The sequence below is a fragment of the Enterococcus rivorum genome, from assembly GCF_001742285.1.
GTDB classification, from domain to species: Bacteria; Bacillota; Bacilli; order Lactobacillales; family Enterococcaceae; genus Enterococcus_L; species Enterococcus_L rivorum.
In genome coordinates, this window is sequence record NZ_MIEK01000001.1 from 189,586 (window position 1) to 202,596 (window position 13,011).

A 13,011-nucleotide genomic window follows, 5' to 3' on the forward strand; every position below is an offset into this window, starting at 1 on the left:
ATGAGTGGCACTCATTAAACACGACGGCGTTTTGGAGGGCGGCATCCATTATGAGGAACTGGAGTCACGTCACGAATTGCAGTCACTTCTAAACCTGTTGCTTGTAATGAACGAATTGCTGCCTCACGTCCAGAACCAGGTCCTTTAACTGTTACATCTACAGTTTTTAATCCATGCTCCATCGCTACTTTTGTAGCTGCTTCTGCTGCCATTTGAGCGGCAAACGGAGTTGATTTTTTACTACCTTTAAAGCCTAACGATCCTGCTGATGACCATGCTAATGCATTCCCGTGAGAATCGGTAATCATCACAATTGTATTATTGAATGTAGAATGGATATGTGCAATCCCGGTTTCTATATTCTTCTTCACACGGCGTTTACGACTAACTTTCTTTGCTGCCATGAAGTTCTAACCTCCTTCACTTAGGAATTATTTTTTCTTGCCTGCTACAGTACGAGCTGGGCCTTTACGAGTACGTGCATTATTTTTCGTGTTTTGTCCACGAGTTGGTAATCCACGACGATGACGGATACCACGGTATGAACCGATTTCCATCAAACGTTTGATATTTAAGTTCACTTCACGACGAAGATCCCCTTCAACTTTTAACTTATCAATTTCCGCACGGATAGCATCTGTTTGTTCATTTGTTAAATCACGAACACGAATTTCTTCAGATACTCCAACGTTTGCTAAAACTTTTTTAGCAGTAGTGTTACCAATACCATAGATATAAGTAAGGGAAATTACTACACGTTTATCACGAGGGATGTCTACTCCTGCAATACGAGCCATTATTCGTTACACCTCCTATTATCCTTGACGTTGTTTATGTTTTGGATTTGCTGGGCAAATGACCATAACACGTCCTTTACGGCGAATTACTTTACAATGTTCACACATTGGTTTTACTGATGGTCTTACTTTCATGATAATACCTCCCTGATTTTACGGAGTACAATTATTTAAAGCGGTAAGTGATTCGACCACGAGTTAAATCATATGGCGATAACTCAACAGTCACTTTATCTCCAGGCAAGATACGAATATAATGCATACGAATCTTACCAGAAACGTGAGCAAGAACTACATGCCCATTTTCTAATTCAACTTTAAACATTGCATTCGGCAAAGTTTCGACGACTGTACCTTCGATTTCAATCATATCATCTTTTGCCACGCACAGTACCTCCTTGTACTTGTTTCGCGCTTTCGCGCGATAAAACGGCGGAAACTTCAGCTCCCACCTAGAATTTCACAACTAAACTTCTTTAAAGTTCAAAAAAACTTAGAAGTCGGACTGATATATTCTATCATAAGTTATTTGATTTGGCAAGAGAATCTGAATCCAACAAAAACAGTAGGTAGCGGGCAATCAACTCTATTTTTTCTCAATGATTTGTTTCACATCTTCAAAAACAGCATCGATCTCACGATTTCCATCTATTGAATGCAACAAATCTTGTTCTTTATAATAAGCTAAGATTGGCGCACTACTTTCGATGTTGACTGCCAAACGATTTTTTACCGTTTCAGGCTTATCATCTTCTCTTTGATAAAACTCATGTCCACCGCATCGGTCACATGTTCCCTCTACTTTAGGAGGGTTAAATAGTTTATGATACGTCGCTCCACAAGTACGACACATAAATCGACCTGCTAAACGCTCAATCAAAACATTTTCTTCAACATGAATATCAATGACAGCGTCAATTTGTTTATTTAAATCTTTTAACATTTCATTTAATGCCTTCGCTTGATCCAAAGTTCTTGGGAATCCGTCTAATAGAAAACCTTTTTCTGTATCGGGTTCTGCTAAACGTTCTTTAACAATTCCGTTCGTTACTTCGTCAGGAACCAAGTTACCAGCATCGATATAGGCCTTTGCTTCAAGGCCAAGAGCAGTTTCATTTTTCATTGCTGCACGGAACATATCTCCAGTAGAAATATGTGGAATTCCATACGTATCAATAATTTTTTCTGCTTGTGTCCCTTTTCCTGCTCCAGGTAATCCCATTAAAATGAGGTTCATTATGTTCTCCTCCTAATTTTAAAGGCTGGCTCATGTCATGAAGCTAGCCAATGTGAGAACGGTGCTGAGGAGAATCCTCAACACACAATTCTTACTTATTGATAAAGCCAACATATTGACGTTTTAACATTAAACCTTCTAGTTGTTTAGCTGTTTCTAGAGCAACACCAATAACAATTAGTAAGCTTGTTCCACCTAGTCCAATAGACTGTGGTAAGTTCCATAACATTTGAGCAATGATTGGCAATAAAGCTACCATTCCTAAAAAGATAGAACCGACTACGCTTAAACGCATTAATAGTCCAGATACGTATTCCTCTGTCCCTTTACCTGGTCGTACGCTTGGAATATAACTTCCTTGTTTTTGTAAGTTTTCCGCCAATTTCTCAGGGTTTACTTGAACAAAAGCATAGAAGAATGTAAACGCAACAATCAGTACAGTGTATACAATGGCACCTGGAACTGTATTATAACTAAAAATTTGTTGCATTACTTCGTACCAACCATCACCCTTGAAGTTACCTCCTAGAGCTTGTAAAACGGCATTTGGTGTCGAAATAAGCGAACTAGCAAAGATAACTGGAATAACTCCGGCAGCATTTACTTTTAAAGGTAAATAGCTACTTGTCGGTGCACCAGAAACCCTTTTTGTATATTGGATAGGAATTTTGCGCTCTGCTTGCTGCATGAACGTTACAAAAGTTACAATCAGTAAAACTGCAATAACTAAAATAACGATGAAGACAACAGATTGCCCGATTTTGGAAGAATCAATATTTACGAAATAATCAACATAGATTTCTTTAATAGAGCTTGGTAATCTAGAAATAATACCAGCAAAGATAATCATTGAGACTCCATTACCAATTCCTTTTTCAGTGATTTGTTCTCCCAACCAAGTAACAAATAGTGTACCGGCTGTTAAAATAATAGAGATCATGATATAAGTATTGAAGTTTGGATTTTTAACAATTCCAATTGAACTTAAGCTATTAAATCCAGCGGTAATACCAAACGATTGGGCAATTCCCAATACAATAGTTAGATATCTAGTTGCTTGATTTAATTTCTTACGTCCAACTTCACCTTGTTTTGACCATTCTACAAATTTAGGAACAATGTCCATTTGTAACAACTGAATAATGATTGATGCTGTAATGTAAGGCGAAACCCCCATCGAGAAGATAGAGAAGTTTTGCATTGCACTACCACTAACCATATTCAGCATGTTTAGAAACGGTAAATCACTTAGCTCTGCCAATCCTTTAGCATTTACGCCAGGTACTGTTATATGAGCCCCGATGCGAAATACTAATAGAATTAGAACAGTAAACATAATTTTTGATCTAATGTCTTTGACTTTAAAAGCTTTACTTAATAGTTTAAACATTAGATCACCTCGATTGATCCTCCAGCAGCTTTAATCGCTTCTTCTGCTGCTTTAGAGAATTTAGTTGCTTTGACAGTCACTTTTTTAGTTAATTGACCATCTGCAAGAACTTTAATTCCTGATTTTTCATTTTTAACGATTCCAGCTTCAATTAATGCAGCTGATGTTACTTCAGCTCCGTCTTCGAAACGATTCAATACATCTAAATTGATGATTGCATAATCTTTACGATTAATGTTCGTGAAGCCACGTTTTGGTAAACGACGGAATAATGGAGTTTGACCCCCTTCAAATCCTAAACGTACACCGCCACCTGAACGAGCTTTTTGCCCTTTTTGTCCACGGCCAGCAGTTTTACCATTGCCAGATGAAGTACCACGTCCAACGCGATTGCGTACTTGGCGTGAACCTTCGGCAGGTTTCAATTCATGAAGTTTCATTGGTTTGGCACCTCCTTAAACAATCTACTATTGTAAATTAAACTTCTTCTACGTCCACTAAATGTGAAACAGTGTTAACCATTCCTTTGATTGCATCATTCGCAGGTTTAGTTACAGTACTGTTAATTTTTTTCAATCCCAACGCTTTTACTGTATCACGTTGATTTTGAGGACGTCCGATAATACTGCGTTTTAAAGTAATTTTTAATTCAGCCATTACTGTTGTCCTCCTTAACCGATAATTTCTTCTACAGTTTTGCCACGAAGTGCTGCCACTTCTTCAGCGCGTTTTAATTGTGTTAAACCATCAAGAGTTGCGCGAACAACGTTGATTGGTGTGTTTGAACCTAATGATTTAGATGTAATATCTGCTACACCAGCTAATTCTAATACGGCACGAACTGGTCCACCAGCGGCAACCCCAGAACCTTCAATTGCTGGTTTCATAAGGATACGTCCACCACCAAATACTCCGATTACTTCGTGAGGGATGGTAGAACCAACCATAGGCACTTCAACTAAGTTTTTCTTAGCGTCTTCGATAGCTTTACGAATAGCTTCTGGTACTTCTTGCGCTTTACCAGTACCAAAACCAACGTGTCCATTTTTATCTCCCACAACAACTAAAGCTGCGAAACGTAAACGACGTCCACCTTTAACAACTTTTGTTACACGGTTGATTGCAACAACGCGGTCTTCTAATTCCAAGTGTTTTGGATCAATATAAACCATGAATGGTGTTCCTCCTTCTCTTAAAATTCTAGTCCATTTTCACGAGCTGCTTCAGCTAAAGCGGCTACGCGGCCATGGTAAAGGTATCCACCACGGTCAAAGACTACTACTTTAACGCCTTTTTCAGCGGCACGTTCAGCAACTAATTTACCTACAGCTGCAGCGATTTCTGTTTTTGTTCCACCTGAAATTTCTTTATCCAAGGCAGAGGCACTTGCTAGCGTTACACCCGCTACGTCATCAATGACTTGAGCGTAGATGTTTTTGTTAGAACGGAAAACGTTCAAACGTGGGCACTCAGCAGTACCAGAGATTTTGTTACGTACACGACGATGTCTTTTCTGACGTGTCTTATTTTTATCTGGTTTTGTTATCACAATTGTCACCTCTTTAATTTAATTGTACTACTATTTCAAGCAGTGAACAGATTTCGGAAAAGAGCATTAGTCACGATACAAGGGAAATTTCTTTTGAGGAAAACGAACTTCATCAAAACAATTTTCCTTTGTTTCTCACTTCTAAGCAATTCTCCTACATGTCTTATTCTATTTACCAGTTTTACCTTCTTTACGACGTACAAATTCGCCAACATAGCGGATTCCTTTGCCTTTATAAGGTTCTGGAGGACGAACGCCACGGATGTTTGCTGCTAATTCACCAACATGTTCTTTGTTAGCTCCTTTAACAACTACTTGTGTGTTCGAAGGTACTTCTACAGTTACACCAGCTGGTGGTGTAATTTCTACTGGATGAGAGTACCCAACGTTAAGAATCAAGTTAGATCCTTGTAATTGTGCACGGTAACCAACCCCGATAAGTTCTAACCCTTTTTCAAAGCCTTCACTTACACCAACAACCATGTTGTTGAAGTTTGCACGAGTTGTACCGTGAATTGTTTTCATGTCTTTGCTATCATTTGGACGAGTAAACGTTACTTCGCTTCCTTCGATATTCATTGTGATATCAGCAGAAAACTCACGAGTCAATTCACCTTTAGGTCCTTTTACAGTTATGTTATTTCCATCTTGAGTTACAGTAACTCCAGCTGGTAAAATAACGATTTTATTACCAATACGGCTCACTTAGAGACACCTCCTTGTGTATTTTTTAAATTACCATACGTAGGCGATTACTTCGCCGCCGATATTTTTTGCTCTTGCTTCTTTATCAGTTACTACACCTTCAGAAGTAGAGATGATCGCAATACCTAAACCGTTCAATACTTTAGGAACTTCGCCAGCTTTTACATAAGCACGTAGACCTGGTTTAGAGATACGTTTTAAGTTAGTGATAACACGTTCTTCGTTTTTACCATATTTAAGGAAAACACGGATTACGCCTTGTTTGTCATCTTCGATATATTCTACATCGCGAACAAATCCTTCACGTTTCAGGATTTCAGCGATATCACGTTTAATTTTTGAAGCAGGTACTTCTAAACTTTCATGTTTAACCATGTTCGCATTACGAATGCGAGTTAGAAAATCTGCAATTGGATCTGTCATGACCATTGAACTATTTACCTCCTTTATGCAAGTTTACTTGTTTACCAGCTAGCTTTCTTCACGCCGGGAATTTGACCTTTATAGGCAAGTTCGCGGAAGCAAATACGGCAAAGATGAAATTTACGATAAACTGAATGTGGACGACCGCAACGTTCACAACGTGTATATGCTTGTGTCGAATGTTTTGCAGGACGTTTGTTTTTAGCAATCATTGATTTTTTAGCCACGTAGTTCGCCTCCTTTTTTTATTTTTGGAATGGCATACCTAATTGTGCCAACAACTCACGAGATTCTTCATCAGTGTTTGCTGTTGTAACAATAACGATGTCCATACCGCGTACTTTATCTACTAAATCATAATCAACTTCTGGGAAGATTAATTGTTCTTTAATACCTAAAGTGTAGTTACCACGTCCATCAAAGGCTTTTTTACTTACTCCGTGGAAGTCACGTACACGTGGTAAAGATACTGATACTAATTTATCTAAAAATTCGTACATTCTTTCGCCGCGTAAAGTCACTTTCGCACCGATTGGCATTCCTTCACGTAAACGGAACCCAGCGATTGATTTTTTAGCTTTTGTAATGATTGGTTTTTGACCAGTTACTAATGCTAATTCTTCAACAGCTTTATCTAAATTTTTTGCGTTTGATACCGCATCACCAACACCCATGTTGATGACAATTTTATCAACTTTAGGTGTTTGCATAACAGAGCTATAGTTAAATTTTTCCATCATTGATGGTGTTACTTCTTTAATATATTTTTCTTTCAGGCGGTTCATTCAGTAAGCCCCTCCTTCCTTATAATCTATTTATCTAAGACTTCACCGGTTTTTTTAGAAACACGGACTTTTTTACCATCGACTTCTTTATAGCCAACTTTAGTTGCTTCTCCGTTAGACGGATCAATCACCATTACATTAGAAACATGAATTGGTGCCTCAACTTCTAGAATTCCTCCTTGCGGGGCTTCTTGGTTTGGCTTTTGGTGTTTTTTCATAATATTAACACCTTCAACGATAACTTTGTCTTTTTTAGGAAACGCCGCTAATACAACGCCTTCTTTATTTTTGTCTTTTCCAGTGATAACTTTAACTTTATCGCCTTTTTTAACAAACATTATTGTTTCGCACCTCCTTTGAATAAGTGTCTCGAATTATAATACTTCTGGTGCTAGAGAAACGATCTTCATGAAGTTGTTTTCACGTAATTCACGTGCAACTGGTCCGAAGATACGTGTTCCGCGTGGGCTTTTATCATCACGAATAATTACCGCAGCATTTTCATCAAATTTGATGTATGAACCGTCTGTACGACGAGCTCCAGATTTTGTACGAACGATAACGGCTTTAACTACTTCACCTTTTTTGACAACCCCACCTGGCGTTGCTTGTTTGACAGTAGCAACAATCACGTCACCAATATTAGCAGTTTTACGACCAGAACCACCAAGGACTTTGATCGTTAAAATTTCACGTGCACCTGAGTTGTCAGCAACTCTTAATCGGCTTTCTTGTTGGATCACGATGTGTATCCCCCTTTCAGATTTTATACTTCAATCTATTTAGGAAAATCTCGTTTTATTAGATAATAACTGCTTCTTCGACTACCTCTAGTAAACGGAAACGTTTTGTAGCTGATAATGGACGAGTTTCCATAATTTTCACGATGTCGCCAACTTTAGCTGTGTTGTTTTCATCATGCGCTTTGTATTTTTTTGAATATTTCATACGTTTGCCATAGATAGGGTGATTTTTCTTTGTTTCAACGACAACTGTGATAGTTTTATCCATTTTGTCTGAAACCACGCGACCTTGGTAAACTTTACGTTGATTTCTTTCTTCAGTCATACGCGTTTGGCCTCCTTCCACTATTAGTTAGCTTGTTCACGCAATACTGTTTTGATGCGTGCAATCGATTGACGTACTTCTTTAATACGTGCAGTGTTTTCTAATTGACCTGTTGCTAGTTGGAATCTTAAATTGAACAATTCTTCTTTAAATTGCTTTTCTTGTTCAAGCATTTCGGCAGTGGTTAATTCTCTGATATCTTTAACCTTCATTCGATTCACCACCCATTTCCTCACGTTTTACGATCTTAGTTTTAACCGGTAATTTGTGGGATGCAAGACGAAGTGCTTCACGAGCTACTTCTTCAGGAACGCCAGCGATTTCGAACATTACTTTACCGCGTTTAACTGGTGATACCCAGCCTTCTGGTGCTCCTTTACCTTTACCCATACGAACACCGATAGCTTTACTTGTGTAAGATTTGTGAGGGAAAATTTTAATCCATACTTTCCCGCCACGTTTCATATAACGAGTCATAGCGATACGGGCCGCTTCGATTTGTCGGTTAGTAATCCAATGAGATTCTGTTGCTTGTAAACCCCATTCACCAAAAGCTACTTCTTTTCCGCCTTTAGCTTCACCACGCATTTTACCTCTAAATTCACGACGGTGTTTCACACGTTTAGGTACTAACATGATTATTTCCCTCCTTTCTCAGTGTTTTTTTTCGTTGGAAGAATTTCTCCACGGTAAATCCACACTTTAACTCCTAATTTTCCGTAAGTTGTGTCTGCTTCTTCCCATGCGTAATCAATATCAGCACGCAATGTATGAAGAGGAACAGTTCCTTCTGAATATCCTTCTGAACGAGCGATATCCGCACCATTTAAACGGCCAGATACTTGTGTTTTAATTCCTTGAGCGCCAGAACGCATTGTACGTTGGATGGCTTGTTTTTGAGCACGACGGAAAGCAACACGATTTTCTAATTGACGTGCAATTCCTTCGCCTACTAATTTTGCATCTAAATCTGGTTTTTTGATTTCAATGATGTTAATGTGAACTCTTTTACCAGTTATTTTGTTTAATTCTTTTCTAAGGTTTTCGACTTCAGATCCGCCTTTACCAATAACCATACCTGGTTTAGCTGTGTGGATTGAAATATTCACACGATTTGCAGCGCGCTCAATCTCAATTGTAGACACAGCGGCATCAGCAAGTTTCGTTGCGATAAATTTACGGATTCTTAAATCTTCGTGTAAGAATTCAGCATACTCTTTTTCAGCATACCATTTTGCATCCCAGTCGCGGATGATGCCTACACGCATTCCTATTGGATGTACTTTTTGACCCACTGATTGTCCCTCCTCTTAATATTACGAGGTCTGGTATCCATTATCTCTAAGCAACAATGTGCTCAGAGTAGTGGTCCTCCTCTTAAGATCCGTTAACTGCTAGTTCTTAATGACAAAACATTATGAACAACAGTCCGTCTCTCTTCTATTATTTTTCTGATACGACTACTGTAATATGACTTGTACGTTTGTTGATTGGTGATGCTGAACCTTTGGCACGTGGACGGAAGCGTTTCATTGTTGGTCCTTCGTTCACAAAAGCTTCAGATACTACTAAGTTCTCAACATCTAAGTCAAAGTTGTTTTCTGCGTTTGCAATAGCTGACATTAAAACTTTTTCAATGATTCCAGCTGATTTGTTCGGCATGAATTTCAAAGTTGAAATTGCATCTGCAACGCTTTTCCCTCTGATAAGATCGATTACTAAACGGGCTTTACGAGGTGAAGTGCGAACTGTTTTTGCAGTTGCCTTAGCTGATGTAATTTGTTCTGACATTTGCATTTCCTCCCCTCAAATTAACGTCTAGTTTTCTTATCATCGGCAGCATGGCCACGATAAGTTCTAGTTGGTGCAAATTCACCTAATTTGTGTCCTACCATGTCTTCTTGAATATAAACTGGAACGTGTTTACGTCCATCATATACTGCAATTGTAAATCCAACAAAGCTAGGAAAAATTGTAGAACGGCGAGACCAAGTCTTAATAACTTTTTTCTTTTCAGCACCTTCTTGAGCTTCTACTTTTTTCATTAAATGCTCATCAACGAAAGGTCCTTTCTTCAAACTACGACCCATGGTGAACCTCCTCTCAAAATGTGCGACACATGGTCAAATAGATTATTTAGTACGACGACGAACGATAAGTTTGTCTGATTTTGCTTTTTTGCTACGAGTTTTAAGTCCAATAGCTGGTTGTCCCCATGGAGATACAGGTGCTTTACGTCCGATAGGTTGTTTACCTTCACCACCACCGTGTGGGTGATCGTTCGGGTTCATTACGCTACCACGAACAGTTGGACGTTTACGCATCCAACGAGAACGGCCTGCTTTACCAATGTTGATTAATTCGTGTTGTTCATTACCAACAGCACCGACTGTTGCACGGCAAGTTGCTAAGATCATACGAACTTCTCCAGAGTTCAAACGGATTAATACGTATTTGCCTTCTTTACCAAGTACTTGTGCACTTGTTCCAGCAGAACGAATCAATTGTCCGCCTTTACCAGGTTTCATTTCAATGTTGTGAACGACAGTACCTACTGGAATATTTTCCAATGGTAATGCATTCCCAATTTTAATATCGGCTTCAGGACCTGAAACTAGGCGCATGCCTACTTCTAATCCTTTTGGTGCTAAGATATATGCTTTAACTCCATCTTCGTAATGTACTAACGCAATGTTAGCAGAACGGTTTGGATCATACTCAATTGTTTTAACAAGCGCTTCAACGTTGTCTTTATTACGTTTAAAGTCAATCAAACGGTATTGACGTTTGTGACCGCCACCTTGATGACGAACTGTAATACGACCGTTGTTGTTACGACCGGCATGATTTTTTAATGGCTTTAATAACGATTTTTCTGGTGTAGATGTTGTGATTTCAGCGAAATCAGAACTTGTCATGTTACGACGGCCATTTGTGGTAGGTTTGTACTTTTTAATCGCCACGTCTTATTTCCCTCCTACTTTGATAATTGTTTCGAGCTGACTATTCAGCCGCTTCGAAAAGTTGAATTTCTTTTGAATCTTCTGTTAAAGTCACAATAGCTTTGCGACGTTTTTTCGTATATCCTGCATGTTTACCCATGCGTTTAAACTTAGGACGCACGTTCATGATGTTTACGTTTTTCACTTTCACACCATCAAATGCTGATTCAACAGCTTGTTTTACTAAAGTTTTATTTGCGCGAGTATCAACTTCGAAAGAGTATTTCTTTTCGTCCATTGCAAGCATGGACTTTTCAGTGATTACTGGGCGTTTAATTATGTCTAGTAAATTCATTATGCAAGCACCTCCTCAATTTGAGTAAGAGCAGTTTGTGTTGCTAACATTTTACCGTTAGACACAATATCCAGAACACTAATGTTATCAGAAGTTACAACAGAAACATTTGGTAAATTACGAGCTGATAAAGCCGCAAAATCATTTTCTGGTTCTAAAACTACTAATACTTTAGTATCGATAGATAGATTTGTAAGAACTTGTTTAAATTCTTTTGTTTTTGGTGCATCAAAGTTTAATCCTTCAATTGCTACCAAGTTATTTTCAGCAACTTTTTCTGACAATACAGATTTCATTGCTAAACGACGAACTTTTTTAGGAAGTTTGTAGCTGTAAGAACGTGGTGTTGGTCCAAAGACGATACCACCTCCGCGCCATTGTGGCGAGCGGATTGAACCTTGACGAGCACGACCAGTTCCTTTTTGGCGCCATGGTTTACGGCCACCGCCACGAACGTCGCCGCGGTTTTTAACTGCGTGTGTTCCTTGTCTTAATGAAGCACGTTGCATGATGATTGCATCATATACAACACTTTCATTAGGTTCGATTCCGAAGATTTCTTCATTTAATGTCATTTCACCATTTTGTGTTCCATCTTGTTTAAATAATGCTACATTCGGCATTCCTTAGTTCCTCCTTTCCCTACGATTATTTAGCCTTCACAGCTGATTTGATTGTAATTAATGATTTTTTCGCTCCAGGAATGTTCCCTTTAATTAGGATGACATTTCTTTCAGCATCCACTCTAACAATTTCAAGATTTTGAATTGTTATGCGGTCACCACCCATACGGCCGGCAAGTTTTTTATTTTTAAACACTCGGTTAGGAGCAACTGGACCCATTGACCCAGGACGACGATGATAACGAGAACCATGAGACATTGGTCCGCGGCTTTGGCCGTGACGTTTAATAACCCCTTGGAATCCTTTACCTTTCGAAGTACCTGTAACATCAACGATATCTCCTGCTTGGAAAACATCTACTGTAATTTCTTTTCCTACTTCATATTCTCCTAGCACAACATCTTTGAATTCCTTAATGAAGCGCTTAGGAGCCGTGTTTGCTTTTGCAACATGACCTTTCGCAGGTTTGTTTGCCAAAACTTCACGTTTGTCTTGGTAACCGACTTGAATTGCTTCGTAGCCGTCCGTTTCAATAGTTTTTACTTGTAACACTACGTTTGGCGTAGCTTCAACTACTGTTACTGGAATTAATTCACCAGACTCAGTAAAGATTTGTGTCATTCCCACTTTTTTCCCTAAGATTCCTTTGGTCATGAGTACACCTCCATCATCTTGATTTTTTTTATAGTTTGATTTCAATATTCACACCAGATGGTAAGTCAAGCTTCATTAAAGCATCAACTGTTTTTGGTGTTGGGTTCACAATGTCGATTAGACGTTTGTGTGTACGCATTTCGAATTGTTCGCGTGAATCTTTGTATTTATGAGTCGCACGAATAACTGTGTAAAGCGAGCGTTCTGTTGGTAATGGAATTGGTCCTGACACGTCAGCTCCAGTTCTTTTTGCTGTTTCCACAATTTTATCCGCTGATTGATCTAAAATACGGTGTTCATACGCTTTTAAACGGATACGAATCTTTTGTTTTGCCATCTTGTTCCCTCCTTCGCCTATTTTGAAAGTAGACATAGCTCCACGAAAATTTTTCCGTCACGCTCGTTCGTGGCAAAGCGCCCGGGCGTGTCGCAACCTCTCGTTTCTTAGCCGATAAACCAAAACCTTGATTTATCAATGCTTT

Annotated in this window: 27 protein-coding genes; all 27 read right to left on the reverse strand. The window is 38.9% G+C overall.

The features are described from left to right. Positions 1 to 14: 14 nt before the first annotated feature. The 27 genes from rpsK to rpsJ all read right to left on the reverse strand — a co-directional run bounded on the left by rpsK (position 15) and on the right by rpsJ (position 12,866). On the reverse strand, positions 15 to 404 hold the full coding sequence (gene rpsK, locus BCR26_RS00845) for a 30S ribosomal protein S11 (RefSeq protein WP_069697058.1): 390 nt from the start codon (positions 402 to 404) through the stop codon (positions 15 to 17). A 27-nt stretch (positions 405 to 431) separates the two neighbouring features. Then, positions 432 to 797, reverse strand: a complete 366-nt coding sequence (gene rpsM / locus BCR26_RS00850) for a 30S ribosomal protein S13 (RefSeq protein ID WP_069697059.1) — start codon at positions 795 to 797, stop codon at positions 432 to 434. A gap of 18 nt (positions 798 to 815) precedes the next feature. Beyond that, positions 816 to 932, reverse strand: coding sequence for a 50S ribosomal protein L36 (gene rpmJ, locus BCR26_RS00855; protein ID WP_002288710.1), 117 nt, complete (start codon positions 930 to 932; stop codon positions 816 to 818). Positions 933 to 963: 31 nt separating this feature from the next. Then, positions 964 to 1,182 carry a translation initiation factor IF-1 gene (gene infA / locus BCR26_RS00860; RefSeq protein WP_067395111.1) on the reverse strand — a complete coding sequence of 73 codons (219 nt, stop codon included), beginning with the start codon at positions 1,180 to 1,182 and terminating at the stop codon, positions 964 to 966. 201 nt (positions 1,183 to 1,383) lie between these two features. Beyond that, positions 1,384 to 2,034 carry an adenylate kinase gene (locus tag BCR26_RS00865; RefSeq protein ID WP_069697060.1) on the reverse strand — a complete coding sequence of 217 codons (651 nt, stop codon included), beginning with the start codon at positions 2,032 to 2,034 and terminating at the stop codon, positions 1,384 to 1,386. Between the two features lie 91 nt (positions 2,035 to 2,125). Further along, positions 2,126 to 3,424, reverse strand: a complete 1,299-nt coding sequence (gene secY, locus BCR26_RS00870; protein ID WP_069697061.1) for a preprotein translocase subunit SecY — start codon at positions 3,422 to 3,424, stop codon at positions 2,126 to 2,128. Beyond that, complete coding sequence (rplO, locus tag BCR26_RS00875; RefSeq protein ID WP_069697062.1) at positions 3,424 to 3,864, reverse strand: 50S ribosomal protein L15; 441 nt, start codon at positions 3,862 to 3,864, stop codon at positions 3,424 to 3,426. Before rplO ends, secY begins: the two co-directional genes overlap by 1 nt. 37 nt (positions 3,865 to 3,901) lie before the next feature. Next, positions 3,902 to 4,081: a 50S ribosomal protein L30 gene (gene rpmD / locus BCR26_RS00880; RefSeq protein ID WP_069697063.1), complete on the reverse strand. Its 180-nt coding sequence runs from the start codon at positions 4,079 to 4,081 to the stop codon at positions 3,902 to 3,904. Positions 4,082 to 4,095: 14 nt separating this feature from the next. Then, the gene (gene rpsE, locus BCR26_RS00885) at positions 4,096 to 4,596 is read right to left on the reverse strand and encodes a 30S ribosomal protein S5 (RefSeq protein ID WP_069697064.1); all 501 of its coding nucleotides are present in this window, start codon (positions 4,594 to 4,596) and stop codon (positions 4,096 to 4,098) included. Positions 4,597 to 4,616: 20 nt separating this feature from the next. Then, on the reverse strand, positions 4,617 to 4,973 hold the full coding sequence (gene rplR, locus BCR26_RS00890) for a 50S ribosomal protein L18 (RefSeq protein ID WP_084386974.1): 357 nt from the start codon (positions 4,971 to 4,973) through the stop codon (positions 4,617 to 4,619). 168 nt (positions 4,974 to 5,141) lie between these two features. After that, positions 5,142 to 5,678, reverse strand: coding sequence for a 50S ribosomal protein L6 (rplF, locus tag BCR26_RS00895; RefSeq protein ID WP_069697066.1), 537 nt, complete (start codon positions 5,676 to 5,678; stop codon positions 5,142 to 5,144). A gap of 30 nt (positions 5,679 to 5,708) precedes the next feature. Continuing rightward, entirely contained in the window at positions 5,709 to 6,107 is a 399-nt protein-coding gene (gene rpsH, locus BCR26_RS00900) for a 30S ribosomal protein S8 (protein WP_069697067.1), read from the reverse strand. Between the two features lie 35 nt (positions 6,108 to 6,142). Beyond that, on the reverse strand, positions 6,143 to 6,328 hold the full coding sequence (locus BCR26_RS00905; RefSeq protein WP_002356214.1) for a type Z 30S ribosomal protein S14: 186 nt from the start codon (positions 6,326 to 6,328) through the stop codon (positions 6,143 to 6,145). Positions 6,329 to 6,346: 18 nt separating this feature from the next. After that, a complete protein-coding gene (gene rplE / locus BCR26_RS00910) occupies positions 6,347 to 6,886 on the reverse strand; it encodes a 50S ribosomal protein L5 (RefSeq protein WP_069697068.1) in 540 nt (179 codons plus the stop codon). 26 nt (positions 6,887 to 6,912) lie between these two features. Beyond that, positions 6,913 to 7,224 carry a 50S ribosomal protein L24 gene (gene rplX, locus BCR26_RS00915; RefSeq protein ID WP_069697069.1) on the reverse strand — a complete coding sequence of 104 codons (312 nt, stop codon included), beginning with the start codon at positions 7,222 to 7,224 and terminating at the stop codon, positions 6,913 to 6,915. Positions 7,225 to 7,260: 36 nt separating this feature from the next. Beyond that, the gene (rplN, locus tag BCR26_RS00920) at positions 7,261 to 7,629 is read right to left on the reverse strand and encodes a 50S ribosomal protein L14 (protein ID WP_069697070.1); all 369 of its coding nucleotides are present in this window, start codon (positions 7,627 to 7,629) and stop codon (positions 7,261 to 7,263) included. 58 nt (positions 7,630 to 7,687) lie between these two features. Then, positions 7,688 to 7,954: a 30S ribosomal protein S17 gene (gene rpsQ, locus BCR26_RS00925; protein WP_002359348.1), complete on the reverse strand. Its 267-nt coding sequence runs from the start codon at positions 7,952 to 7,954 to the stop codon at positions 7,688 to 7,690. A gap of 23 nt (positions 7,955 to 7,977) precedes the next feature. Next, positions 7,978 to 8,166 carry a 50S ribosomal protein L29 gene (rpmC, locus tag BCR26_RS00930; RefSeq protein ID WP_069697071.1) on the reverse strand — a complete coding sequence of 63 codons (189 nt, stop codon included), beginning with the start codon at positions 8,164 to 8,166 and terminating at the stop codon, positions 7,978 to 7,980. Beyond that, positions 8,156 to 8,590: a 50S ribosomal protein L16 gene (rplP, locus tag BCR26_RS00935; RefSeq protein WP_069697072.1), complete on the reverse strand. Its 435-nt coding sequence runs from the start codon at positions 8,588 to 8,590 to the stop codon at positions 8,156 to 8,158. The genes rpmC and rplP overlap by 11 nt, the downstream gene beginning before the upstream one ends. 2 nt (positions 8,591 to 8,592) lie before the next feature. Continuing rightward, a complete protein-coding gene (rpsC, locus tag BCR26_RS00940; RefSeq protein WP_069697073.1) occupies positions 8,593 to 9,249 on the reverse strand; it encodes a 30S ribosomal protein S3 in 657 nt (218 codons plus the stop codon). 148 nt (positions 9,250 to 9,397) lie between these two features. Beyond that, on the reverse strand, positions 9,398 to 9,745 hold the full coding sequence (gene rplV, locus BCR26_RS00945) for a 50S ribosomal protein L22 (RefSeq protein ID WP_069697074.1): 348 nt from the start codon (positions 9,743 to 9,745) through the stop codon (positions 9,398 to 9,400). Between the two features lie 20 nt (positions 9,746 to 9,765). Then, on the reverse strand, positions 9,766 to 10,044 hold the full coding sequence (gene rpsS / locus BCR26_RS00950) for a 30S ribosomal protein S19 (RefSeq protein ID WP_069697075.1): 279 nt from the start codon (positions 10,042 to 10,044) through the stop codon (positions 9,766 to 9,768). Positions 10,045 to 10,086: 42 nt separating this feature from the next. After that, positions 10,087 to 10,917 carry a 50S ribosomal protein L2 gene (gene rplB / locus BCR26_RS00955; RefSeq protein WP_069697076.1) on the reverse strand — a complete coding sequence of 277 codons (831 nt, stop codon included), beginning with the start codon at positions 10,915 to 10,917 and terminating at the stop codon, positions 10,087 to 10,089. A gap of 40 nt (positions 10,918 to 10,957) precedes the next feature. Next, entirely contained in the window at positions 10,958 to 11,251 is a 294-nt protein-coding gene (locus BCR26_RS00960) for a 50S ribosomal protein L23 (protein ID WP_069697077.1), read from the reverse strand. Next, positions 11,251 to 11,874 carry a 50S ribosomal protein L4 gene (gene rplD, locus BCR26_RS00965; protein ID WP_069697078.1) on the reverse strand — a complete coding sequence of 208 codons (624 nt, stop codon included), beginning with the start codon at positions 11,872 to 11,874 and terminating at the stop codon, positions 11,251 to 11,253. Before rplD ends, BCR26_RS00960 begins: the two co-directional genes overlap by 1 nt. A 25-nt stretch (positions 11,875 to 11,899) precedes the next feature. Beyond that, complete coding sequence (rplC, locus tag BCR26_RS00970; RefSeq protein ID WP_069697079.1) at positions 11,900 to 12,529, reverse strand: 50S ribosomal protein L3; 630 nt, start codon at positions 12,527 to 12,529, stop codon at positions 11,900 to 11,902. 28 nt (positions 12,530 to 12,557) lie between these two features. Then, positions 12,558 to 12,866, reverse strand: a complete 309-nt coding sequence (gene rpsJ / locus BCR26_RS00975) for a 30S ribosomal protein S10 (RefSeq protein WP_002389727.1) — start codon at positions 12,864 to 12,866, stop codon at positions 12,558 to 12,560. Positions 12,867 to 13,011 lie beyond the last annotated feature (145 nt).

Bases quoted from the DNA above. Each gene is read 5' to 3' on its own strand.
- rpsM (WP_069697059.1), bottom strand. From the start codon at position 797: ATGGCTCGTATTGCAGGAGTAGACATCCCTCGTGATAAACGTGTAGTA.
- rplV (WP_069697074.1), bottom strand. From the start codon at position 9,745: ATGTCAGAACAAATTACATCAGCTAAGGCAACTGCAAAAACAGTTCGC.
- rpsS (WP_069697075.1), bottom strand. From the start codon at position 10,044: ATGGGTCGTAGTTTGAAGAAAGGACCTTTCGTTGATGAGCATTTAATG.
- rplO (WP_069697062.1), bottom strand. From the start codon at position 3,864: ATGAAACTTCATGAATTGAAACCTGCCGAAGGTTCACGCCAAGTACGC.
- rplC (WP_069697079.1), bottom strand. From the start codon at position 12,529: ATGACCAAAGGAATCTTAGGGAAAAAAGTGGGAATGACACAAATCTTT.
- rplE (WP_069697068.1), bottom strand. From the start codon at position 6,886: ATGAACCGCCTGAAAGAAAAATATATTAAAGAAGTAACACCATCAATG.
- rpmD (WP_069697063.1), bottom strand. From the start codon at position 4,081: ATGGCTGAATTAAAAATTACTTTAAAACGCAGTATTATCGGACGTCCT.
- rpsJ (WP_002389727.1), bottom strand. From the start codon at position 12,866: ATGGCAAAACAAAAGATTCGTATCCGTTTAAAAGCGTATGAACACCGT.
- rplP (WP_069697072.1), bottom strand. From the start codon at position 8,590: ATGTTAGTACCTAAACGTGTGAAACACCGTCGTGAATTTAGAGGTAAA.
- BCR26_RS00865 (WP_069697060.1), bottom strand. From the start codon at position 2,034: ATGAACCTCATTTTAATGGGATTACCTGGAGCAGGAAAAGGGACACAA.
- rplX (WP_069697069.1), bottom strand. From the start codon at position 7,224: ATGTTTGTTAAAAAAGGCGATAAAGTTAAAGTTATCACTGGAAAAGAC.
- rpsE (WP_069697064.1), bottom strand. From the start codon at position 4,596: ATGGTTTATATTGATCCAAAACACTTGGAATTAGAAGACCGCGTTGTT.
- rpmC (WP_069697071.1), bottom strand. From the start codon at position 8,166: ATGAAGGTTAAAGATATCAGAGAATTAACCACTGCCGAAATGCTTGAA.
- rpsQ (WP_002359348.1), bottom strand. From the start codon at position 7,954: ATGACTGAAGAAAGAAATCAACGTAAAGTTTACCAAGGTCGCGTGGTT.
- rplD (WP_069697078.1), bottom strand. From the start codon at position 11,874: ATGCCGAATGTAGCATTATTTAAACAAGATGGAACACAAAATGGTGAA.
- rpsK (WP_069697058.1), bottom strand. From the start codon at position 404: ATGGCAGCAAAGAAAGTTAGTCGTAAACGCCGTGTGAAGAAGAATATA.
- secY (WP_069697061.1), bottom strand. From the start codon at position 3,424: ATGTTTAAACTATTAAGTAAAGCTTTTAAAGTCAAAGACATTAGATCA.
- BCR26_RS00960 (WP_069697077.1), bottom strand. From the start codon at position 11,251: ATGAATTTACTAGACATAATTAAACGCCCAGTAATCACTGAAAAGTCC.
- rpsH (WP_069697067.1), bottom strand. From the start codon at position 6,107: ATGGTCATGACAGATCCAATTGCAGATTTTCTAACTCGCATTCGTAAT.
- rpmJ (WP_002288710.1), bottom strand. From the start codon at position 932: ATGAAAGTAAGACCATCAGTAAAACCAATGTGTGAACATTGTAAAGTA.